Annotated in this window: 17 protein-coding genes; 6 read left to right on the top strand and 11 right to left on the bottom strand. The window is 45.0% G+C overall.

All coding sequences use genetic code 11. The features are described from left to right. The first annotated feature begins 438 nt into the window (after nucleotides 1-438). Complete coding sequence (locus L5M37_RS14205) at nucleotides 439-1353, top strand: hypothetical protein (protein ID WP_263200915.1); 915 nt, start codon at nucleotides 439-441, stop codon at nucleotides 1351-1353. A gap of 435 nt (nucleotides 1354-1788) precedes the next feature. On the opposite strand, the gene L5M37_RS14200 is transcribed toward L5M37_RS14205, so the two are convergent. Further along, on the bottom strand, nucleotides 1789-2418 hold the full coding sequence (locus L5M37_RS14200) for a flavin reductase family protein (RefSeq protein WP_263200913.1): 630 nt from the start codon (nucleotides 2416-2418) through the stop codon (nucleotides 1789-1791). A gap of 255 nt (nucleotides 2419-2673) precedes the next feature. On the opposite strand from L5M37_RS14200, the gene L5M37_RS14195 reads away from it, so the two are divergent. Continuing rightward, complete coding sequence (locus L5M37_RS14195) at nucleotides 2674-5067, top strand: fatty acid cis/trans isomerase (RefSeq protein ID WP_263200911.1); 2394 nt, start codon at nucleotides 2674-2676, stop codon at nucleotides 5065-5067. Nucleotides 5068-5118: 51 nt separating this feature from the next. Here L5M37_RS14195 and L5M37_RS14190 read toward each other — a convergent pair whose 3' ends face one another. The 10 genes from L5M37_RS14190 to sirA all read right to left on the bottom strand — a co-directional run bounded on the left by L5M37_RS14190 (nucleotide 5119) and on the right by sirA (nucleotide 16907). Next, complete coding sequence (locus tag L5M37_RS14190) at nucleotides 5119-7233, bottom strand: M13 family metallopeptidase (protein ID WP_263200910.1); 2115 nt, start codon at nucleotides 7231-7233, stop codon at nucleotides 5119-5121. Between the two features lie 235 nt (nucleotides 7234-7468). Beyond that, nucleotides 7469-8752, bottom strand: coding sequence for a transcriptional regulator (locus L5M37_RS14185; protein ID WP_173496241.1), 1284 nt, complete (start codon nucleotides 8750-8752; stop codon nucleotides 7469-7471). A 221-nt stretch (nucleotides 8753-8973) separates the two neighbouring features. Next, the gene (locus tag L5M37_RS14180; RefSeq protein WP_263163707.1) at nucleotides 8974-9846 is read right to left on the bottom strand and encodes an ABC transporter permease; all 873 of its coding nucleotides are present in this window, start codon (nucleotides 9844-9846) and stop codon (nucleotides 8974-8976) included. Next, nucleotides 9843-10883 (bottom strand): ABC transporter ATP-binding protein, encoded by a 1041-nt coding sequence (locus L5M37_RS14175; protein WP_263200909.1) that lies wholly within the window; start codon nucleotides 10881-10883, stop codon nucleotides 9843-9845. Before L5M37_RS14175 ends, L5M37_RS14180 begins: the two co-directional genes overlap by 4 nt. Then, nucleotides 10880-12169, bottom strand: coding sequence for a nitrous oxide reductase family maturation protein NosD (gene nosD / locus L5M37_RS14170; protein ID WP_263200907.1), 1290 nt, complete (start codon nucleotides 12167-12169; stop codon nucleotides 10880-10882). Before nosD ends, L5M37_RS14175 begins: the two co-directional genes overlap by 4 nt. A gap of 7 nt (nucleotides 12170-12176) precedes the next feature. Further along, on the bottom strand, nucleotides 12177-12668 hold the full coding sequence (locus L5M37_RS14165; RefSeq protein ID WP_263200905.1) for a nitrous oxide reductase accessory protein NosL: 492 nt from the start codon (nucleotides 12666-12668) through the stop codon (nucleotides 12177-12179). Between the two features lie 89 nt (nucleotides 12669-12757). Then, on the bottom strand, nucleotides 12758-13438 hold the full coding sequence (locus tag L5M37_RS14160) for a nitrite reductase (RefSeq protein WP_263200903.1): 681 nt from the start codon (nucleotides 13436-13438) through the stop codon (nucleotides 12758-12760). A gap of 34 nt (nucleotides 13439-13472) precedes the next feature. Then, nucleotides 13473-14255, bottom strand: coding sequence for an FKBP-type peptidyl-prolyl cis-trans isomerase (locus L5M37_RS14155; RefSeq protein ID WP_105250349.1), 783 nt, complete (start codon nucleotides 14253-14255; stop codon nucleotides 13473-13475). 85 nt (nucleotides 14256-14340) lie between these two features. Continuing rightward, nucleotides 14341-14781 (bottom strand): rhodanese-like domain-containing protein, encoded by a 441-nt coding sequence (locus L5M37_RS14150; RefSeq protein ID WP_028761786.1) that lies wholly within the window; start codon nucleotides 14779-14781, stop codon nucleotides 14341-14343. Between the two features lie 62 nt (nucleotides 14782-14843). Beyond that, the gene (sirA, locus tag L5M37_RS14145; protein WP_113939219.1) at nucleotides 14844-16907 is read right to left on the bottom strand and encodes a dissimilatory sulfite reductase SirA; all 2064 of its coding nucleotides are present in this window, start codon (nucleotides 16905-16907) and stop codon (nucleotides 14844-14846) included. 550 nt (nucleotides 16908-17457) lie between these two features. Between sirA and L5M37_RS14140 the strand changes: the two genes are divergently transcribed. The 4 genes from L5M37_RS14140 to L5M37_RS14125 all read left to right on the top strand — a co-directional run bounded on the left by L5M37_RS14140 (nucleotide 17458) and on the right by L5M37_RS14125 (nucleotide 21331). Beyond that, complete coding sequence (locus L5M37_RS14140) at nucleotides 17458-19557, top strand: heme lyase CcmF/NrfE family subunit (protein ID WP_263200902.1); 2100 nt, start codon at nucleotides 17458-17460, stop codon at nucleotides 19555-19557. After that, nucleotides 19557-19976: a cytochrome c-type biogenesis protein CcmH gene (locus L5M37_RS14135; RefSeq protein WP_105250353.1), complete on the top strand. Its 420-nt coding sequence runs from the start codon at nucleotides 19557-19559 to the stop codon at nucleotides 19974-19976. Before L5M37_RS14140 ends, L5M37_RS14135 begins: the two co-directional genes overlap by 1 nt. Before the next feature lie 17 nt (nucleotides 19977-19993). After that, on the top strand, nucleotides 19994-20578 hold the full coding sequence (locus L5M37_RS14130) for a TlpA family protein disulfide reductase (protein WP_105250354.1): 585 nt from the start codon (nucleotides 19994-19996) through the stop codon (nucleotides 20576-20578). A 174-nt stretch (nucleotides 20579-20752) separates the two neighbouring features. Next, complete coding sequence (locus L5M37_RS14125) at nucleotides 20753-21331, top strand: nucleoside triphosphate pyrophosphohydrolase family protein (protein WP_105250355.1); 579 nt, start codon at nucleotides 20753-20755, stop codon at nucleotides 21329-21331. Nucleotides 21332-21400: the final 69 nt, after the last annotated feature.

Genomic DNA, 21400 nt, shown 5'->3' with positions numbered 1-21400 from the left:
GCCAAAATCAACGTCGTGGGGCTTCACCCGACCAAGAGGGGATCAACAGCAATCCCCTCTTGGAACTCCCTTGCCGCCCCTAGCGAAGTTACATGCATTAGAGACTAGCCTTGGTCTTATGAATAAATTGCTATCGCTTCCGAAGGCAACGTCCCTGTACCTACGGAAGCTAGCCGGTCATCCATGACCGGACTCACGCAATTTATTCCAACGCCCCGCGGCAACTTCGCGGGGGATCGGTGTAACCTTTAGCATCAAATGTATGCCTATCCGTACTTCCTCTCTTTGCTCCCAGTAACCTGAAAGTCTTCTTTTTACTACTATCTTCCTGAATATTTAACAATGGATGGCTCATTTAAATTTACATGATATGATTACTAAAATTAAAATTTCAACTTAATTAAATAATTTTCCCCTATATAAGCATGGACATATGAGATGAAGGATATAAATATAGGTTTCTGGCTGACGCTAGCCACATTGATAGTTATCGTTGTCTGGTGTGGATATTACATCGTAGTCAAAAATATAAATCACAAAGATATGGTATTTTCTTACACTGCATTATTTGCAGCAATGTGTCTATTTTTATTGAATGTTTATTTTTCAATGCGTAGTGAAAGTGAAGTGAAATATATACACTCACACATATACCACAAAGGTGATCTTATCTGTTTTTATAAGCACGACGATGCTAAGCATATTCCATTCTTTGTTTCAAAAAATAATAGGTTAATTTATAGTTCATCTAAAATTCCTCTTTCGGAAGAAGTTGTACTGTATAGTGATATTAATGAGAGAATAGAACTCAATAAAAAATTAGTCGAATATATGAGGTCATGTTTCATAGGTTCTCTTGCAAATGACTTCCATGATTGGGAGGAGAATCCTAAAAATAACGTCCGAGGAACAGCTTTTTTTTTCATATCCAACGATGTGGATAATAAACATGAATATGTATCTCATCGAGATATAATCCGGTGTTCGGGGGTAAATGTCAGCGAGGAGATGTTAGGCGATTGTAATATAGCTAAGTGGATTAAGTTACCCAAAGGAACAAAGGTAAAAAAATCGGAAAATGGAGTGATATTTGAAAACTCTCATGTCTTAATAAAAGTTGAGTTTAATGTCGATATAAATCATGCATGGGACTTAAAATATCACCCTAATGGGACAACTTATACTATTGGTGCAGCCCTTCCTCCGTCTGAGCGTTCCATCACGTACTTTTCCACGATTAAGTATTCTACAGAATTCAAAAAGGAATTATCAGGGAGCCCTAATAAGATAATATATAAGGTGTGGTCTGATAAATTATTTAATTTTATAAATGATGGTTTTTCATTATCCTAAATTACCTACACCTCTAGCTAAAAGCTAGGGGGCATATATTAAAAGATGGAACAGGCAAAACTCTTTTGAGATAAGCAGCTAACCCCAAAATAGCAGGAGTTCACCTCCCCCTGCGAAGTTGTCGAAATACGCAGATAAAAATGCCGTGGCGACATCATGGATGATGGCGCAGGCTCGGGGGCACATGGATGTGCCATCTGAGCCGTTAGGCGATTTTTATTGGAGTATGAGACTGGTAACTAATGCATGTAACTTCGCTAGGGGCGTCATGGAGAATCCAAGGAGGATAGGACGAGCAGTCCTCCTTGGTCGGGTGTGGGGTGAAGCCCCACGACGTTGACTTAGATTTTGATTTAAAAAGTTAACAGTTAAACTAATGCCCAAAACTCAAACGAAGTTTGAAAACCCACAGCCCTGCGGCGACTGAGCAGCCCCTTACACTTGTGGTCTATGTAGATCGAAACGCAGATCTTCGGAGATCCCATAATAAGCCGATGGGCCGCCGGCACGTAATACGGGCTCGGCAAGGGCAGTTTGATAAATCCCCTCGGCATTGAGTAAATGCTTAGCAATATGCACGGCCACCACTTCACCTAACACTAACCAAGTATCGATCTTGTCGCCATTGGCGGCGGTTAACTGGATACATTGGGACAATTTGCATTCGAAGTTTACTGGGCTTTCAGCCACTAAATCGGCCTTAACAATGGTGCCAGCTTTAGCCGTGAGTCCGGCAAAGCTAAACTCATCTTGACCGCGTGGCAGCATGGCGGAGGTTTGATTCATCTGCTCGGCTAAGCCGCGGGTGGTGAGGTTCCACACAAACTCCCCTGTCTCGAAGATATTAGCAACACTGTCTTTCCAGCCTGTGCTGGCAAAGCCGATGATGGGCGGTTTGTAGTTGAAACAATTAAAAAAGCTGTAAGGTGCAAGATTGCGTTGCCCCTGAGTATTCCGCGATGAAATCCAGCCGATTGGTCGAGGCCCCACAATCGCATTTAAAGGATCGTGTGCAAGGCCATGGCCTTTGCTCGGTTCGTAAAAATAGCGGTTATCAGCAGTCATACTTCATCCTTTTGTTATTGCCACAACAATACTGGAGCAATTAATACAGCCATCACAGGTACGCTTTCATAGCCGCTATCTTACCCAAGTTTCGAGCAGCGACCAAAAGTCTGTAGGGCAACTTAAGTAAACTCCTTGAACAACATCTGGCTGCAAATTTCAAATCCAACACACTCTTCTGCTAAAGTGATACTTATCAGTGGGCTAAAAAGCCTAACTCTGCTAAATAGCATGTGACAAATGAAGGAGCGGTGAATGGACGCGATAAAAGGGGGATGGAAGAGGTTGTTGTTGGTCGCAGTGCTGTTAGCGACAGGTTGTGCCAGCGTAGCGCAAATCGATTTCAATAGCCTGTTTGGCACTAGCTCACCACAAAAACGCGTCGAAAATGCACAGCTGAACGACCAATTTATTCAACAGGCCGAGTTTGTGCACACACAAGTTGAGCCTATTCTCAATAGCCGCTGCGTGGTATGTCATGCCTGTTACGATGCCCCCTGCCAGTTAAAAATGACCTCGAGCGAAGGTATAGAGCGTGGGGCGAGTAAGGAAAAGGTTTACCAAGGCACACGCTTAGTCGCTGCCACACCTAATCGTTTACTTGTCGATGCCTTTACCCCAGAAGCTTGGCGTCAACGCGGGTTTTACCCCATGCTAAACGAGCGCGATCAAACCCCAGAAGCCAATACCCAAGCCTCGGTATTAGCCAGAATGCTCACGCTTAAGCAAATGCATCCCCTGCCCGAAGACAAGATTTTAGATAAGCGTTTTGATTTCAGGCTAGACAGAGTTCAGCAGTGCGCCAGCATAGAGGAAATGGACAAATACGAGCAAAGCCAGCCCCTTGCAGGTATGCCTTATGGCTTGCCAGCACTGAATGCTAATGAGCATCAAGTGTTGATGCACTGGCTCGAGCAAGGTGCACCACTGCCATTTGCACAGGCACTTACACCTGAATTTATTGCAGAAATAACCCACTGGGAGGAGTTTTTAAACGGCGACAGTTTAAAAAGCCAATTAAGTGCACGTTACATTTATGAGCATTTGTTTGCCTTCCATTTATATTTTGAATCTTTAAATCAGCCAAACGCCCAGCCTTTATTCTTCGAGTTAGTGCGTTCTCGGACGCCGCCGGGGCAAGCGCTGGATATTATCGCCTCCCGTCGTCCCTTCGATGATCCTAAGGTGGAGCGAGTCTATTACCGCTTTCGGCCTTATCGGGCAACCATAGTCGATAAAACCCATATCCCCTACGCTTTGAATACCGGCTTGCTGGATAACTGGCAACAATGGTTTATCGATGCGGATTACTCAGTCACTCAACTGCCGAGCTACAAGCCGAGCGTTGCAGCCAATCCCTTTGAAGCTTTTATTCAAATTCCTGCCAGTGCGCGCTATCGATTTATGCTGACCCGCGCCCAAGATACCATTATGGGCTTTATCAAAGGTCCAGTGTGCCGTGGTCAGGTGGCGCTCAATGTCATTAACGATAGATTCTGGGTGTACTTTGTGACTCCAGATTATATGGACGACACTGACTTTAGCGCTTTTTACCATTCCCAACTTGAAAACCTACGTATGCCTGCAGAGGAAGAAAGCACTGCATTAGCAGTAACTTGGGTGAAATATGCCGCCAAGCAAGGAAAATATATGCGGGCGCGTAATCAGTTCTTGAACGAGAAATTCAAAAACGGCCAGCACCTCACCATAGACGGACTCTGGGATGGCGACGACAACAATGATAATGCCAGCCTGACAGTGCTGCGCCACTTCGACAATGCCACAGTGGTCAAAGGCTTAGTCGGCGAGCCCCCAAAAACGGCTTGGATTATCGATTATGCCTTGCTGGAGCGTATCCACTATTTATTGGTCGCGGGTTTCGATGTTTATGGTAACTACGGCCACCAGCTATTAACTCGCTTATACATGGATTTTTTACGTATGGAGGGGGAATCGAATTTCCTGACCCTGTTGCCACAGGAGGAAAGGCGCAAGCAGTTGAGTGATTGGTATCAAGGGGCTGGAACTCAACTCACGGCCTTTATCGCAGGGGATATCAACACCTTTCATCAGCCTACGGGCGTACTCTACTTTAGTGACGATCTAAAGGGCGAGCTGTATCAAAAACTCGGGCAGAAGGTTGCTAAGGTTCAACCCAATCGATATCACATAGAAAATAGTAGCTTGCAAATACATAGCAAAGCACTTTTACACACATTAGATCGATTAAAAGGCACACAAGCGACCCTGTTACCTGAACTAACCATGATCATGGTGGAACCTGAAAAAGCGGGTAAAGCTGAGATATTTACCTTAGTTCGCAATAGCGCTCATCGGAATATTTCGAGCCTGTTTAATGAGGCGAGTAACCGCGAACCCGCTAAAGATGACGTCACTTTAGTGCATGGCTTATTGGGCAGTTATCCTGAGGCATTTTGGCAAGTGAAAGAACAGGACTTGCCTAACGTCGTGGCGACAGTAGAGAAAATGCAAACTGAAAAAGACTATGAAGCACTGTTAGATATGGTGGGTGTACGCCGTACCGATCCGAAGTTTTGGGCCTTTAGTGACAAACTCAATCAGATCTTTTTCGACAATCACCCGATAGAAAGTGGGTGGCTGGATTACAACCGACTGCAAAATCGTTAATAAAAAGGGGAACGTTAGTGTTCCCCTTCCTTTCAAATCAACGCAGTAAACTTACCAGATCTTAACGCGATCTTCAGGGGCTAAATACAGCTTATCGCCAGGCTTAACATCGAATGCAGTATACCAAGCATCTAAGTTACGCACGGTCAGCGCGCGGTACATGCCGGGGGCATGTCCATCGGTTACCACCCGAGCACGCAGGGCTTCGTCACGCATCTTAGTGGCCCAGGTTTGCGCAAAGCCGATAAAGAAGCGTTGATCACCCGTAAAGCCTCCAATCACTGGGGCATCTTTGTCTTTAAGCGAGGCATGGTAAGCATCATAAGCGGCGGCTAAACCTGCTACGTCGGCAATGTTTTCACCTAAGGTCAACTTGCCATTGACGTGTAAATCAGGGAAAGGCGCATAAACATCAAACTGCTGCGCTAACGCATCTCCTTGCTTATCAAATTGAGCAAAGTCAGCGGGCGTCCACCAGTTACGCATAGCGCCAGTCGAGTCGAATGCCGCGCCATTGTTATCAAAACTATGGCTGATTTCATGACCAATCACAGCGCCAATCGTGCCATAGTTGTAAGCGGCATCGGCCTTAGCATCGAAGAATGGCGGTTGCAAAATACCCGCAGGGAAGTTAAGCGCATTCTGCACGGGCAAATTCACCGCATTCACCACTTGCGGCGTCATCCACCACTCGCCTTTATCCATTGGTTTGCCAATCTTGGCTAACTGGTGGCTGTACTCCACTTTTTCGCCATTGATGGCATTGGCGTAGGCATTGGTCGCAGTCACTGCATAGCTGTCGTAATTGCGCCATTTGTCGGGATAACCCACGCCCACTGCCATAGTGGCCACTTTTGCTAGGGCTTCTTTCTTGGTTGAAGGGTCCATCCAATCGAGTTTTTCCACTCGCTGACCGAAGGCGGCCACTATGTTATCCACCATAGTGCTGACTTCTGCTTTGGCCGAAGCGGGGAAATATTGCTCGGCATAGGCATGGCCTACGGCATCACCTAAATATTGGTCGAGTGCTGCTAAGGCACGTTTATCGCGGCTGCGCTGCTCTGGCGTGCCAGAAAGCTTAGTGCCATTAAAGGCAAACGAAGCGTTGTCGATAGCCGATGGCAACACATCAGCATGGCTGTTGATATGGTGGAACACGAGCCAATCTTTCCATGCTTCTAAAGGCTCAGAGGCCACAAGCGCAGAAAGTCCCGTAATCGCCGTTGCATGGTAGGCCGCAAATTTAGGCTGATTGCCCAGTTGCGCCGCCGCTAGAAAGGCAGTCCAATCGATGCCCGGAGCTTTGGCATCAAAGTCAGCACGGCTCCATACACCCGAAGACTGAGTAAAATCTTCGCTTGCTTCACGGCTGGCGTGGGCCGCGGCAATCTTGTTTTCAAGGGCAAAAATACGATCGGCACGGACAGCGGCATCGCTCACACCCGCATCTTTAAGCAAGGTTTCAATGTAAGCGCGGTAAGCGGTGCGAATGTCGACCATTTTAGGATCGGCAGACAGGTAATATTCGCGCTCAGGTAAGCCTAAACCGCCCTGTAAAAAGTAAGGTAAGACTTCGCCCGGCGTTGCTAAACCTTGGGTGACGAAGATCCCAAATAGGTTTTCGGTATAAAAATCGGTCGCGTTGAGAGGATCGACATCGGCGCGCAGATTTCCGCCTAACGCCGCAGATAAATCCTGCTTGCTCGCAATAGCCTCATAACGGGCAATATCTGCCTCGGCAGGCTTCATTCCTGCGGCATCAATAGCGGCGGTATCTGTGTAAGCCTTGTAGAAATCGGCGATACGCGCTTCGTCGCTCCCCACCGCATGTTGCGCTTTCACCAGATCGGCAATCAAACTGGTTTTATGCTTTTCGGTTGCTTCAAAGGCAACGAGGAAAGCGCCAGTGCTGGAGCGATCGGCAGGGATCATCGTCGTTTTCATCCATTCGCCATTGGCGTAGGTATAAAAATCATCCCCTGGTTTTACCGTTGGCGTCATAGCCGCGACATTAATGCCAATCGGCATTTGAGCCGCAACGTCTTGACTTTTTGGCGCGTTTTCGCTGGTTTTAACTGTGTTTTCTGTGGTGTTATCACTGCAAGCAGTGAGCCCAGCCAGTACTGAAGTTGACAGTAATAGCACGGGAATAAGACGGTCCGACATGAATGACTCCTCTTTTTTTTATTATTGTATTTATAGTGTGATTGCTATGTTTGGCAGTGTAACTGGCACTGAATGAAGAAGTAAAACAAAGCCAATTTTTATGATAGAAAGTTAATGCAAACAATTTGAGCCAGACGCTGAAATACGCAGCTTAGCATCATCACGACCGCGCTCAACTGCAGGCACAAAAAAGCCGACGCTATGTCGGCTTAATCAAGTTTGGCTAATGACTACTCTATAATTTGATCTGAGTGTACTGAGTCCACGCAAGCACTTGTCCCATCTGAGGAATGATCCATACTGCCGTGTGCTCATTTTGATAAACACGATAATAAAATAAATCTTCATCACGGATATCATGCTTACGAATTTCACGGTAGAACTGCATAGCAGAATGGCTGACTTCATCCGGTTTTGTCAGTTCTTTTTGTAACACTTTAACGTGAAAAACATCGACTTTAAGGTCATCAATTGTGGTCTGGTACTGCTCAAACTCACCGCGGATAGTGTATTTAATCGGCGTCGTTAAACAATCTTGATCTGTAATACAGGAGGTCGAATAAAACTTACCCTTATTTTGCCCTTCATAGACCAGAGACATACTGAGATCGTTACGAACTAAGAGTTCGCCCGCGACGGGAAAATAAATATCCGCATGGTAATTATGCTCAAGTAGCTCACCCATTCCTTTATCATCCGCAGGGAGGACAATACGGTTATAGCGAATGCGCTGCTCCATTATTTGGCTCAGCGGAATAAACTCCGCCATATTTAATCCTGCGGGTTTTGCATCTATCGCCGTGATATTGATGATGCCGTGACCACTGCAGGCATCGGCGTCCAGCTCAGGGCAAATCGCCATCGAATAATTTTTGCCATCCGTTGAGGTAAATGCACTGAAGTAATTAAGGTTATTGATGTGATTTCCCTCTGGCGCTAAATGTTTTTGCCACCATGAAGGATGTAAACGATCCTCATCACCAATATAGAAGGTTCGCGCCGTCCCCAGCGTGCCACCAATATTGAGGCTGATATATTTATCGGCATGCCATTTAGCCACCTGTTTAACCACCGCATGGTGGTCGCTCACATACCAAACGATTGCCAAGATAGCGCACAAGAGGGCAATACCAGCAACTTTAGTCCAAACCGACACCCCCACTAAGGCATCACGAATTGCATTCGCATCATTGATCGCCAGCATCTTTACATGGGATTGTTCAGAGATATGCAATTGATACCCGCGGCGTGCCACGGTTTTAAGCTGCACTTCGGTATAGGGTTCGAGCTTTTTACGTAAGGTACTGATGCATTGCGTTAAAGAGGTAGGAGCAACCACCCTTTCAGGCCAGCCGACCTGCAGCAATTCTTCCTTAGTAAAAATGGCATTCGTGGATGATAACAGCAGCACTAATAAGGCCGTTTCGGAAAAAGTCAGGCTGATGGTTGTCCCATTCACATGATCGACTAATTCCTTAGCCTGTTCATCTAACATTAAATAAGATGTGATTTTATGCATGTTAAACGCCTGAAAGATCAGCCAATACTGATAAAGTTTGATTACACTAACAACATGCAATCATAATGTGACATTGTTTCTTTCCAAGAAAACGATGATATGCAATCACCAAGTCAAGATGGTTAATTTTACCTTTTAACAACATATAAGAGTGTGACTCTATACTCAGTTTAGTCATTGTTTAATAAGTACAAAGTTAGACTAATACAGAGGTCGCTAAACTAGATTTCTTGGTATTTAAAGATCCAAGAACAACACAAAAGTAATGCACCAATCCAGCCACCCAGCAAACCATACATTAAGGGTAAGCCAAGCCCAGTTTGAGCAAGCAGAGTGAGACTACTTTTAGCCGCGAGTGTATCCGAGGGAGTCGCGAGTAAATTTAAAGCACGGAACAGATCAGTGGGGTTCAACAAAATCAGTAGATTGAATACAGTACGATTAAACATCTCACTCATTCCAACCACAGCACTGAGTAAAATCAGATCATAAACCAGCACAAGCACAAACCATAAAATGAGTAATATCCCCAGTGCCTTAGCTTTTTCTCGCACACACAAACTAATCCAATAACCCAAGAGCACGAACACTAATGACAGCAAAATACTGCTCATAATCAAATGGCTAAACCCGATCGCTATAGATAACTGGGCCTGAGTATCGCCCAGTGATATCAGTATTAATCCTGTTAAACCAAAGCCCAAAATGCAGGCAATGGTCATCACGCAGGCATGGCCTAAAAACTTGCCGCACACCAGATGCCAACGTGCTAATGGATAGGTCAGCAGTAACAACAGAGTGCCGGATTCTTTTTCACCAACAAAGCTGTCATAACTCAACAAAATCGCACCTAAAGGGAGCATAAATACCGATAAAGTGACTAACCCAGAAAGGATTTGGGCAGGCTCAAATACCACTAAGTTGCCGGACACTGCGCTGCCCATAAAACTCACACACAGAGATAGCAGCAACAAGATTCCCGCCATCATCCATAACCAACGATTACGTAAATTATCCTTAAACTCTTTGGCGGCTATGGTGCTCACTATGCTCAGAGCACTTAAACGATGGTGCAAAACCTCGGAACGGTTCATAGGACTGATTCCAAATTAATCGCCTGATTTATATCTGTTATGTTAATAGTCTTTGTGGGCATTTTTGACGACTGAAGGGGGCAAAGACTTTCCATGTAATGATGAAACACACTCTGCAAACTAGGAGGTTCAATAGAAAAATCCCCAGCGAGCACTTTTTGTAATAAGTGATTTAACACGGCTGACTTTTGCTCCTGTGGCACGGCTAGTGTGAGTCCCTGCCCCGCATTTGCCTTAACACATGCCGCTAAAATGGGATCCGCTAGCAATGCTTGCCTTTGAGTATTAGATAGAAAATGCAACAAGATATGATTTGGCAACTGAGTCGCCGCCCTCAGGGAGGTTAAGCTTCCCGAAGCCAACATTCGCCCTCGACCTAAGATCAAAGCGCGATCCATCTGATCTTGCACTAATCCCAACTCATGGGTACTGATAATAATGGCGCAGCCCTGCGCCCTGAGCTGAGCGATTTTTTGATACAGGAAAGCCGATGCCAAGGGATCTAAGCCAACTGTCGGTTCATCGAGTAACAGTACCTTAGGCTCAGCCAATATCGCCTGCGCGAGCCCAAGACGTTGCCGCATCCCCTTAGAAAAAGTACTCAAACGCTTATCTTTAGCGGCCTCTAAACCAAATTCAGCAAGTAATTCATGCACTTTAGGCAAGGCAACGCCCTTAAGCTTAGCAAAATATCGCAGCAGCTCATTGGCGGTCATATTGTCATAAAAACTCACATTTTCAGGCAAATAGCCTAAGGACAAACTCTGTCTGGCATTCATACTTCCGACACTATGACCTTGAACTTGGAGCAAGCCACTTGTGGGGGTAAGTAATCCCAAAATAAGCTTGAGTAACGTAGATTTACCCGCACCATTATGCCCAAGGAGTGCGATCACTTGACCCGCTAGCACCTCAAAACTCACATCATCCAGTGCCTTAAACTTGCCATAGCATTTACTGATATTTGTCGCTTTAACAACCACATCAGCACTCGTTACAGGCTTATTCGCTGAGCAGGTCAAAGTTTGATGATTCATCGCGAACCTCCATCAATCAGTACATGCGCGCCACTTTGCATTAGGGGAAAACTATCACTTATACCGCTCGTCACTTGGGGCTTAAATTGGCGTTCCACCCAGCGCAGTAACAACACAACGGGGCTTTCCATCAACAGTTTGGCTTCAGGATAAAGCCAAAACAGTTTATCTAAACTGTCATTCGGCCTATGGACAATATCCCCGAATCCATCGCCATTCAGATCCCAACCTTGATATTCCGACCAGTAATTCCCCTGCCCCTGATAACTCCATTCAAGTTGGCTTTCACCGACATATTTAACTTGGGTTTGATTGGCCATAATACGATTATGCCAAAGGCGATTTTCCTCTCCGCCCATGGCCATACTGATCCCAGTATCGCTGTGGCTAAACTCGTTATCTTGAATACGGTTATGTTGAGCGGCGTAAATAAAAATACCTTTCCCTTCATTGCCAAGCTCCACAGTGCCCTTAGGGTTATGGATTTGACTCGCGACATTGGCTTGCACATGGGATGCCTCAGTAATGTTGAGCAAAATGCCAAAGTCCCGCGCCTGAGTCACACGGTTGTGGTGCAGGTAAATATTGGTTGAATTCATTAGGGCATAACCGCCATCGACGGCAATCGCTTGGTTTTGCCACGCTTCGTCGGCTTGGGTATACATGTAGTGAATGCCATATTGCAGCTTAGTGAATTGATTTTCATAAATGCGGCTGTGGGTAACGGACTCTAAATACACACCATCACGGACAAAAATCAGCTGATTTCGGTCAATTTGTGGCGAATTAACATGCTTGAGATAAATGCCATCACCCCGATCAAGCACATGAATGGCACCGTTACCACTAATGCTATTGTCCGTGATGGTGGGTGAGTTTAGCTGTTCGCCATAAATACCAAAACCATCACCCACCAAGCGGTTTCCCTTAATCTGCACATGATCCGCCCCTTTTTTGAGTAAAATGGCGGCATCACGGTAATACAGATCCCGTCCCCAGTGGCGGATATTTAGCCCTTCAATACTTACCTGAGGTGCCTCAATGACCAATGCACTGCCTTGGCGCAGTGCATCTAATGTCGCGCCTATTTCCCCCTTTAGCGAAATGGATTGCGTCACCTTAAAGGAGCCTTCATACACCCCAGTGGCTAGCACTAAGGTGTCACCTGCTTGAGCTTTGTTAAGGGCAAGGGTGAGTGAATCTGTATCTGTTACCCGAAGGAGTGCAGCCCAAGTACCGAAAGAGGCAAAGCACAGCAGCCAGATAAGGACGAGACGCAGCTTCATCACAACCTTATTTATCACCCGCGAGCAGTTCTAAGGTGATGTCATCAAATCTCAGTACTCGACCACCGTATTCCTTAACAAAGGCTTCGGCGGCAGCTTTGGTACTAAAAGGGGCAACGGCAGGTCCCATCACAGCTTTCTTAGTCGTACCGTAAACATAGAAGGCATTTTGAGCATCAATAAAGGCGCCATCGTCAGGTTGATCCCAATCGGTCGTGCCCGCGTCATGCACCATCATGTAATCAATTTGTCTTTTATTTTCAGGCTGTAATGCAAAGTTAAACATATCGCGAGCCGAACAAAACTTAGGTACCGTTTTCTCAGCCTTGAGCTGCACTTGCCCTTTAGGTCCGGGATATTTAGTGATCACCATGCCGCATAAATGGCAACGGTCATGCTCGTGGATCATCTCGGCCTTATGAACATGGTCTGTGGCCTCGCTTTTATTACAGCCAAATAGCAAAGGCACTAACAGCAACAATGCATAGTATTTCTTCATCCTATTTATCCTTTTATTAAAAATATCAACGCCTCGCCAGATTCCTTGCAGGGACAGATCTTTACGGCGAGGGTTGATAGAAACGGGTTTCATCTTTCATTCATTTTGCTTTGTGCTTTTGCAATCGCATTATCGATTGCTTCACGGTTGATACTGTCGCCATTGTGTTTGAGCAGGAGCTGCCAATGGTCAATGGCCTCTTGGTTACGAGCATGCAAGTAAGCATCTGCCGCGAGTAACATATGGGTTTGAGGCTCAAAGGGAGAGAGTGCTAATGCTTTGGCAATCACCTCTTGGGTTTCAGGTGTCATTTGCCGAAGCTCACGGTAATAAAGCGCGTTAGCTTTTGCCCCTAACACTTCGGCATCTTCTCCCCCTATTTCGAGTAATTTATCTAAGGTCAGCACCGCATCTGAGTACAAACCTCCCGCATTGTAAGCCTGAGCTAATGACATAAGTGCCAAGGTGTTTTGCGGCTCACTCTGAGCCCAACGACTGGCTTTGGTGATCTCGGCCGCCACTAAATAATCAATATTTTCATCAAGCCGACCTTGATCCCAATCCCTAAAACGGCCTGTTTGACTGTAGATAGCAAGGGTAAGCAGCACTAGGACGATTCCCATCGCAAAGGGCACCTTGCTCGACATGTTTGGCAACTGTGCGATTCCCATTACTAGGTTTAGACGCATGTGCTGCCAGTAAATATAAGCAACAAACAACAGTAAACTGATGCCAGTGCCTAGTCCTAAGCTCACCATTCCAGTCTCCATTTCACTCTCCAAACAACTCGTTTTAGGAGCCAGATTAACCGTGTGCAGGCATCATCTTTTTATTTTTCATCTCTTTCATTTCGCTGGGTTTCTCAATATTTTTCAGTTCAATTTCAAAGATAAGTGCTGATTCAGGAGGGATAATACCTACGGCTTCAGTGCCATAGGCAAGGCTTGCTGGTACCACAAAACGGTATTTAGACCCCACAGGCATCAACTTTAATCCCTCTTCCCAAGCGGGGATCACCGACATTAATGCAAACCGAGTGGGCTCTTTACGTCCAACCGTATTTTCAAACTCAGTCCCATCGATAAGAGTGCCAACATATTCCACTGTGACCACATCTTCTGGATTGGGTTTATGACCTTTACCTTGGGTTAAGACTTCGTATTGAAGACCAGAGGCGGTAACTTTAACGCCAGACTTTTTTTGATTTTCAGCAAGATATGCCGCACTTGCCTTTTTAGTTTCTGCCATTTGTTTTTCAGCAACGACAGTTCTTGCGGCATTGAGTTGTTCTGCTCTTTGGTTCAGGTAGGTCAGCACTTCTTCGTCGGTTAATTGCTGTTTATCTTTAAGCGCATCCACAAAACCTTGCACGACTAAGTCGACATTCACCTCTGAGCCTAATTCAACTTGGTTGTAGACTTGACCAGAAATGTAATTACCAATAGAAGCGCCAATGCTGTAAGAGGTTTTATCTGCATCGGTTTTCAGACTTGTGCCGGCAAAACTGGCTACCGAAACAAATAATGCGGCGCAGGTCGCCACTGTGATGCTTTTGGGGATAAAAGAAGTTGGCATACGTGTTTTCATTTTATGTTCTCTACAATGTTAACCCTGTGGGTTTCGCCTTTTGGCCCTGCAAACCAAACCGATAAAACATCGGTCCTGTGTGTTACTAAGGTTTTTCTGTTACTCGACCTGACATACGCCAGCCATAAATACCATCGGCCATATGACGCACACCTGTGTAACCTAGCTTCATGGTTTCTCTCGCCGCCATATTGCTGCTGGTGCAAAGGCGGTTAGCGCAGTAAAACACCATGACTGCATCTTTATTCTTTGGAAGTAACTCTCTCCAATTCTGAACATTGAAAAAAACTGCTCCGGGGATAAAACCTTCTGCCCATATCTCCAGTGTATTTACGTCGAAAAAATAAACGCCTTGTTTGCCGACTAAGGTTTCCGCTTCCATCATCGAAATGGGATTTAATTGGATTTCGTTATAGGGCACTTCAGACATTTCTGAACCACCACCGGCGATGACTGGCATCGCAGTCACGCCTAAGGCCAACACCATCAATATTCGGCTTACACTTTGACGAAGCATGTTATGCATAATTAGGCTCTCATATTCCCCGACACCCAAAGGTGTCGGGGATAACTAGGACTCAAGTTAAACTATATTTTCTTCGCACTCAGCGCATTACCATCAATGATTGCTTGGGCTTGGGTCACATAGGTCAAGGCGGCATCTAAGCGTTTTTGTGAGTAACGCGCACCATGAACACCCCATGAACCATCGGCTTTAATCAGCTTGAGGACATCTTGAGCTTTATCGGTCAACAACAGCACTTGCGTCTTATCTTCTACCGATAACTTCGCCATATTGGGCGACTTATCGATGCTAATAAGGGCTTTTTCTACTTTGGCATAGGTTTCTTTCACTGGTTTTTGCCACTTCTGAACTTTGCCGTAGATTTGCTGTTGATCTTTAAAGTGCAGACCCTCACCCAACTTAGATTGGAATTGGCTATGGCAACCTTTGTTATCCACTACATCGTGATCAGAAGCGGAAGTACGAGCACAGGTCCACATGAGATCGAGGTAGTTATGGCCATTTTCGTCCTTCGCCACAGTCCAGCCCTTAGTGGATGAGTCGCGAGACTTACCTTCAGGTGGGTTAAGTGTCTTACGCAATGGATCAACATCGATTTTCCACATGTGCGACTTACGAACGTTGTCGAAACCGGCCATATCAGGGAACTGGATCGCGGTGAAGTTTTCACAACTACCCATGTTTGGCATATGACAGCTTTGACAAGTTTGTTTACTGTGGGTTTTGGTATTACTCGCAATTTCAGCCTGTGCCGTATGGCAATCGGTACATTCTTTGATGAGTTTTGGTTTAGTAATACCGGATTTCCAATCACCATCAGTCACTTCGTGTGGATCATGACAGGTAGAACAACGCATACCCTTATCGTAGTGAGACGAGGCAAACATTTGCGAACCTTCTGTACCACAAGATGGGCACGAAGATTTCATCTTCACGTTAAAGGCATATTCCAGTTTTTCTTTACCCTGTGGGGTTTGCGCAAGTTCTTCTACGAAGTTAAAACGCTGGTGACAACGCTCACAGTTAGAAGGCATACCACCACCGATACCGCCGTCTAAATGACCACCTGCGCCATGACACTCTTCACAGGTAATACCGAGTGACACTGTATGTTTTTGGAGCTCTTTAGGATTACCAAGGGCTGCAAAAAACTCATCTTTAGTTTTAAAATCAAACTTAAAGGTGTGGCACATTTCGCAATAGGAACTCGCAGGTTGGAATAAGAATTCCTTCTCGTATTTAGCACCATAGGAGCTCATACCCCATTGGTGTGAACCACTCGCGCCAAAATCTTCCATTTTAGTTGGAAATTCAGGAATAACTTTCTGAATTTTCTTCGCCATTTCAGGGGTTAACCATTCAGCCCAACCACGGGAGAATTGGTTACCACCGGCGACCATAGTGCCAGTACCATCTTTGAGTAAACCGTCTTTCACATGGAAAGTACCGCGTACTAAGTAGCTATCGATAAAGCCGTATTTGGTTCTTGGTGTTCCCACCGTCGCATAAATTGCATCAGGGGTAATGCCGTCTGGCAGGATAGAAGTATCCTTAGTGCCATACATGGTTTTGTTTAAATCGTTATCGACTTCGGGATGACTCCCCGGAAAACGTAAGGTTTTTGAATGACGTGAACGTTTCCACTTTTCATATTGTGGACCGTGGCACTCACCACATTTTTCAGGACCAACAAACTTATTTGGGAAATCCAAAATCGACTTGGCACCGAGGCGATATTGCAATGCCATAGGGCGATTGCCCTCTTGATGTTGGCTATATTTTTGGCTATCACCACCGTGTAAGTATTCTTCACCACGGTCACTGACCTTATAGGTTCCTTTTAAACGACCTTGCTCGGCATATTTAAATACCGGATGATTTTCAAAAAGAAAATCAAACAACTCTTTTTCCTGAACAATATAATCCTGCAGTGTTCTTACACCACGGGATTCTAGTGTTAGATCGGGATTAGCCATAATTCCCTGAGCTTCCGCACTCATTTGTTTATTACCATAGCCAGGCTTTACCTCGCCCGGTTTAGCATCGGATGCTATTCCGGCCACACTGACGATAGTACCTAAACAAAACAGCACGCTGAGTGCTATTTTGGATTTCCATCGTTTCATCATTCACTCCTAATTATCATTAGTTTTTTATTTTCTACTGAACCTAACTGCTCACTGAACGACATAAACAATTGACCAGTTACAGCATGGTGGAGGCAAAAAACCATTAAAAATCAGAGCTAGAGCACACTAAATTCCCGCTGATAAATCAAGATGAATAAAATCAATTAAAATAAATTAAATACAATAACTTACAAATTTAATGTCATTTATTTTTTAGAAGTTAAAAAGCACATTTCAGTTATAAAAAAAACTAAAAATGCATTTGATTTTTCAAAAAAATATCAAGCGTAAAAAGGAATGATTTAATAACGGATAAGATCACATTATTAAATGCAAAACTCGACTAATCTTAAAATCAACAGTGATTAAACCTCGTGATTAAACTGACTTTTTCCAACAAGGTCTTATATGTAAATTTAAAATTACAAGAAAACAACTCAAGTTGATGAGCGAACTTAATAAAAATCAGCATGTGAAAATCACACGGGTAAAATAGCCAACTGTAAACACTACATTACCGCGACCACATTATTCTAAGGCATAATAAATGACAACTATGCTTCCAGAAATTGGACATATATTACTGATCATCAGTAGCGTATTGGCATTATTTTCTGCAACACTGACCTTAATTGGTGTTAAGCAGAATAATGCCTATCTGGTGGGATTAAGCCCGACACTCTTTAGAGCCATATTTACCTCAGTATTTACTTCACTTCTTTGCTTAATTTATTGCTTTATGACTGATGATTTTTCTGTTGCTTATGTCGCAAACCACTCGAATAGCCAATTAGCCTTGGGTTATAAAGTGGCCGCAGTTTGGGGCAGCCACGAAGGGTCAATGCTGTTTTGGATATTTGCGATTGCCCTTTGGGGCACGATCATCAGTTATCGCATAAAGATGGCGGATTGCACTCAAGATAAGGCCAGCGATATATACCAAGACGCCCTATATTTTGCGAGGCTGTTGGCTATTTTGGCATTAGTGATCCTTGGTTTTAACTTATTTTTACTCTTTACCTCTAATCCCTTTGCCCGCTTATTACCTAACATTCCGATTGAAGGGCGAGATCTTAACCCCATTTTGCAAGACATAGGACTCATACTGCATCCGCCCATGCTCTTTCTTGGTTATGTTGGCCTCACTGTTTGCTTTGCCGCAGCGTTAGCATCACTGCTCGGTGGTGGTTTTAATACTCGTCAAATTAACTATTTACGACCTTGGGTATTATTAGCGTGGGTGTTTCTAACAGGCGGCAATGCCTTTGGATCTTGGTGGGCCTATAACGAACTGGGTTGGGGTGGTTGGTGGTTTTGGGATCCGGTAGAAAATGCCTCCTTTATTCCTTGGCTTGTGGCAACAGCATTAGTGCATTCCCTCATTCTCACTCAACGTACTCATGGCTTTAAACTCACGACTTTACTGCTGTGCTTATTGGCATTCTCACTCAGTTTACTCGGCAGCTTTTTGGTGCGTTCCGGCATAGTGCAATCGGTACATGCCTTTGCCGCCGATCCGACCCGTGGCATGTCAATCCTCTGCTTATTAGTGATTTTTGTTGGGGCTGCGTTACTCATTTTTGCACTCAAAGCCCACCATTTAAAACAGGATGTGACTTTCGCGCTTTTCAGTAAGGAAACACTGTTACTGCTCGGGATCGTTATCTTAGTCGTAGCAGGGTTTTCCGTATTGCTCGGTACATTTTACCCTTTGATCTATGAGCTACTCGATTTAGGTACACTTTCAGTGGGGGCCCCTTATTTCAACGCTATATTTGTCCCCCTCACTTTCTTGCTTGTCCTGTTAATGGGCATTGCGCCCTTAGTGCAATGGCAAATAGTGCAATGGCAAAATGCCTCAAAGACTCGTATTACTTTCCTGCTCATTCCTAGCCTAGTGATATTAGCCGTCGCTGGCTGGGTAAGCTTACAGGCCGCCTCGGGCAGTAGCTTATTTTTACTCCTTGGCACAGCCGCAGCACTTTGGTTGCTAGTGTGTTTATTGCTCACGATATTGGCAGCCTCGGGATTGGGTAGACGAATATATGCCCGTCAATTAACCCAAAACCGCAGCGAGCACGGCTTAAATCCTCCCGTTAAATCATCAAAACAAGGGTTTATAGCCATGCTATTCGCCCACTTGGGGGTGGCTATCACTATTATTGGAGCAACATCCGTCTCCTTTTTTGAACAGGAAGCCCTCCTCAGAATGGGGCCTGGTCAAGGTAAGCCTTTAGCGAGTTATGTCTTAGTTTATGAAAGCACTGAGAATGTTGAAACGAGTAGCTTTACCGCCATTCAGGCCAATATCAGTATTCGCGATGGTGCGAATGATGAACGGGTTTTAAGCTATATCACACCACAACGGCAAACCTTTAAAAGCAATGGGATGGAAATGTCCCACGCGGGTATCGATCATGGATTCTGGCGGGATATTTATGTGTCTATGGGGCTGCAATTAAGTGACAGCGAATACCTTATCCGTATCAGCTATAAACCCCTTGCGAGTTGGATCTGGCTTGGTGCGCTATTAATGATGCTAGGTGGGGCGATTGCCGCTTGGCCTACTCGCCATTTTAGCTACCAAGCTGATTTAACAACCTTAGGTAACCTATCCCATCACAAACCACAGGAGACGCTTGCCTAATGAATCCAATATTGCGCTTTTTAGTCTTACTGCTCCCTATCACCTTATGTGGGATAGGGATCCCATGCTTATCCGTCGCGCAAGCTCAGCCCATATCAAGCCTTTCCTACCAGCAACAGGCAATAGATATCAGTAAAGTGCTGCGTTGCCCTATGGCGACGAATCAAAGCCTATTTGAATCACAGGCGCCAATCGCCCACGAGCTCAAAGCACAAATATTCTCGATGCTGGAACAGGGGCAAAGCCAAGATGAGATTATCGATTTTATGGTGCAACGCTATGGTCAAAAAATCCGTTATCAACCTGAATTTAAGGCCTCCACCTTCGCACTTTGGTTTGGGCCACTGCTGTTATTAGTGCTTGGTGTTGGGTTGTGTCTCGCATTGGTAACCCGTAGAAAAACACAAACGACTATTTAAAAGTAAAGGATAACCAGATGAAATTACACTATTTTCCCTTTGTTCTACTCGTGTGTTTGGGTCTGTTTTCTAATAGCAGCTCAGCCCACTCACTAGACAATAAACTCTACAGTACAGGAGAGCCCCTTCCTAAGCCCCTTGTGATGACTGGTTTTATAGAAATGCAGCACGCACGCGGCGTACCAGAAGTTCCCTTTATTGATGAATCAGGACAAACTCAAACCCTAAAACAGCACCAAGGAAAATTGGTTTTAGTCAATCTTTGGGCAACCTGGTGCGCCCCCTGTTTAAGGGAAATTCCAGAACTCCAAAAACTTAAGCAGCAGTATCAAGGGAAGAATATCGCCATCATTCCAATCTCTATCGATGAAGAATCTAAAGATGTACGCCCTTTTCTTAACCAACATGGCTTTAGCGGCTATGCCACTTGGCTTGACCCGGAGCAAAACATAGAACAAATCATTCCCGCGAATGTCGTACCCGCCAGTTATATTTTTGATGCTAAAGGTAATCTTGTCGGTTTTGTGCGGGGATATCTCGATTGGGCTGATAAAGACGTTGGCCCTTATCTTGATCAACTGATTGCAAAATACGGCCAATAATCACCAAGTAACACAGACTCACAATATATTTCTCCATTCGGTCATCCGCCAAAATTTACCGAAACCCGCTGCCGCCTATTTGGCTGCGGGTATTTTTATCTCTGCCCCATCTTTGTATTCTGCGACGCATTTCTTTAAAATTGCCGCCAAACTCTTTATTTCAAGGCAAATCAGATGAAACTCACCCGCTTAACTCAACCTATTTATGACCACTTATATCGTGATATCAGTGAGTTTCGTAGCACCTTCGACTTGCCCGTTAATGATGTTGATTCTTTAGATGACAAGGCCGATACCTTACATACTTCACTGATTATTGAGGAGTTAACTGAACTTGCCGAAGCCGATAGCCGTATCGAACAGGCCGATGCCATAGTCGATTCTGTATACGTATTAATGGGCCGTCTAGTGCACTTAGGCGCGCAAGCAATGACGGACAGACTCGAAATCAGTTACCTGATTGACTTGTTGCTTTGCGTGGCTCAAAACCGTGAAATCGACTTTATTAGCTGCTGGGATGAAGTCCACTCGAGCAATATGAGTAAAGTGTGCCGTAACGAGCAAGAACTGGCCGAGACCATTGCCTTCTATGCCAAGCAAGGTGTTGAAATTGTCGGTAGTCAGCAAGGTGATTTCATCATAGCCAAATGCGCTAAAGATGTGGAAATGGCAGGTAAAGTGGTTCGCCAAGGCAAGGTACTAAAATCGGTTTACTATCGCCCAGCGGATCTGACAACACTGGTTAAAGCCTAGATTTTATAGCTTTTTTAAGAGCCTGTTATTTGCAGGCTCTTATTTCGCCAAGGCAATTATCTCGCCTAA

Source organism: Shewanella sp. SM69 (assembly GCF_025653985.1).
Taxonomy (GTDB): Bacteria; Pseudomonadota; Gammaproteobacteria; order Enterobacterales; family Shewanellaceae; genus Shewanella; species Shewanella oncorhynchi.
This window is presented reverse-complemented; position numbering and strand designations above follow the sequence as displayed.

Coding starts and splice junctions, on each gene's coding strand:
- L5M37_RS14205 (WP_263200915.1), top strand. CDS start 439: ATGAAGGATATAAATATAGGTTTCTGGCTGACGCTAGCCACATTGATA.
- L5M37_RS14200 (WP_263200913.1), bottom strand. CDS start 2,418: ATGACTGCTGATAACCGCTATTTTTACGAACCGAGCAAAGGCCATGGC.
- L5M37_RS14195 (WP_263200911.1), top strand. CDS start 2,674: ATGGACGCGATAAAAGGGGGATGGAAGAGGTTGTTGTTGGTCGCAGTG.
- L5M37_RS14190 (WP_263200910.1), bottom strand. CDS start 7,233: ATGTCGGACCGTCTTATTCCCGTGCTATTACTGTCAACTTCAGTACTG.
- L5M37_RS14185 (WP_173496241.1), bottom strand. CDS start 8,752: ATGCATAAAATCACATCTTATTTAATGTTAGATGAACAGGCTAAGGAA.
- L5M37_RS14180 (WP_263163707.1), bottom strand. CDS start 9,846: ATGAACCGTTCCGAGGTTTTGCACCATCGTTTAAGTGCTCTGAGCATA.
- L5M37_RS14175 (WP_263200909.1), bottom strand. CDS start 10,883: ATGAATCATCAAACTTTGACCTGCTCAGCGAATAAGCCTGTAACGAGT.
- nosD (WP_263200907.1), bottom strand. CDS start 12,169: ATGAAGCTGCGTCTCGTCCTTATCTGGCTGCTGTGCTTTGCCTCTTTC.
- L5M37_RS14165 (WP_263200905.1), bottom strand. CDS start 12,668: ATGAAGAAATACTATGCATTGTTGCTGTTAGTGCCTTTGCTATTTGGC.
- L5M37_RS14160 (WP_263200903.1), bottom strand. CDS start 13,438: ATGGAGACTGGAATGGTGAGCTTAGGACTAGGCACTGGCATCAGTTTA.
- L5M37_RS14155 (WP_105250349.1), bottom strand. CDS start 14,255: ATGAAAACACGTATGCCAACTTCTTTTATCCCCAAAAGCATCACAGTG.
- L5M37_RS14150 (WP_028761786.1), bottom strand. CDS start 14,781: ATGCATAACATGCTTCGTCAAAGTGTAAGCCGAATATTGATGGTGTTG.
- sirA (WP_113939219.1), bottom strand. CDS start 16,907: ATGAAACGATGGAAATCCAAAATAGCACTCAGCGTGCTGTTTTGTTTA.
- L5M37_RS14140 (WP_263200902.1), top strand. CDS start 17,458: ATGACAACTATGCTTCCAGAAATTGGACATATATTACTGATCATCAGT.
- L5M37_RS14135 (WP_105250353.1), top strand. CDS start 19,557: ATGAATCCAATATTGCGCTTTTTAGTCTTACTGCTCCCTATCACCTTA.
- L5M37_RS14130 (WP_105250354.1), top strand. CDS start 19,994: ATGAAATTACACTATTTTCCCTTTGTTCTACTCGTGTGTTTGGGTCTG.
- L5M37_RS14125 (WP_105250355.1), top strand. CDS start 20,753: ATGAAACTCACCCGCTTAACTCAACCTATTTATGACCACTTATATCGT.